Consider the following 1,338-nt stretch of genomic DNA (forward strand, 5'->3'; position numbering starts at 1 on the left):
CACAACACCACCCCGTCATCGGCGTAGCGCACCAACTCACCCACCCCACGGGCCGTGAGTTCGGTGTCGAGCACATGCAAGAAGATGTTGGCCAACAACGGGGAAATAACCCCGCCCTGCGGGGTGCCCGCGACCGTCCGCTGGACCACCCCGTCAACCATCACCCCTGCTTGCAGCCACAAACGCAGCAGCTTGAGCACCCGCCGATCCGAAACCCGTCTACCTACCTCGGCAAGTAGACGCTCGTGGTCGATTTCGCCGAAGAAGTTGGCGATATCAAACTCGACCACGAACGAATAGCCCTCGATGAACCCGGTCCGCAAACGTTCCATCGCCATCGTCGCCGACCGCCTCGGCCGAAACCCATACGAGCACGACAGGAAATCCGCCTCGAAAATCGGTTCCAACACCAGCTTGGCCGCCGCCTGAGCCACCCGGTCTCGCACCGTGGGTATCCCCAACGGCCGCTTACCACCTTGAGGTTTGTCGATCTCCACCCGACGCGCAGGCGCCGGGCGATACACACCCTCGCGAAGGTCACCACGCAACTCACGCAACATGCGGTCCACGCCGTAGTCCTCCACCGCAACCAGGGTGACACGATCCACCCCGGCCGCACCCCTGTTCTTACGCACCCGCTCCCACGCCTCCACCAAGACGTCACCCCGGTAGATACGGTCATATAGGGCGTGGAAACGCCGACCTTCAGACTGCTTGGCCGCAGCCCATAGCGCACGTTGCAGTTGTCGCACTTTCACCGGAGAGGCCACCAACGGCTCCCCGACTACGGCAGGCAATGACCCGCCGGGGTGATTGGACCAGACAAAGCCGGTCATGCCCTCGCGCTTACCCACTTCACCCGCGTAATCAAAGTTGGGGCCCTTTCCTCCCGACGCGTTATGTTCCACGCCGATCAGCGGTACTACGACCCCATCGGACTCCCGCTGCCCTCCAAGAGACTTCACCATCGGCTTATACCCCTGGTCTTTGCCCGACGCAGGCCAGGCAGACGGGTCTCTCCTGTTTCGAACCAGACTGTGTGCACGTGCCATCTCCCATACCCCGGAAGGACCCGACGAGCTGACCCCGGAACAGGGCTCGCCGAACATGGCCTTCGCCGTGAAATGAGCGGCTCGGCTCCTCCGTTGTGACTGTGACGAGGCTGCAGAGTTCGCTTGACGCTACGGCCCGTGCACTTGCTCCCTCCAAAGAGGCTCTTGACACCCCGCTCAGCCCGCCGCGTCTCCACGACGAACCGGGGCCTGCTACCCGGCGCTCCGGTACTTACCGAGACGGGACTTCCACCCGCTAGTCCAGTCCAACTTGCAGGACGCAACA

The 1,338-nt window shown here is 63.0% G+C and carries 1 protein-coding gene; it reads right to left on the reverse strand.

What is annotated here, in order from left to right; translation table 11 throughout:
* Positions 1-1,052: group II intron reverse transcriptase/maturase (locus K6T84_RS23815; RefSeq protein ID WP_329786993.1), on the reverse strand; the 1,052-nt coding region annotated here is incomplete at its 3' end.
* Positions 1,053-1,338: the final 286 nt, after the last annotated feature.

This window comes from Mycobacterium zoologicum, assembly GCF_020181635.2.
Classification (GTDB): domain Bacteria; phylum Actinomycetota; class Actinomycetes; order Mycobacteriales; family Mycobacteriaceae; genus Mycobacterium; species Mycobacterium zoologicum.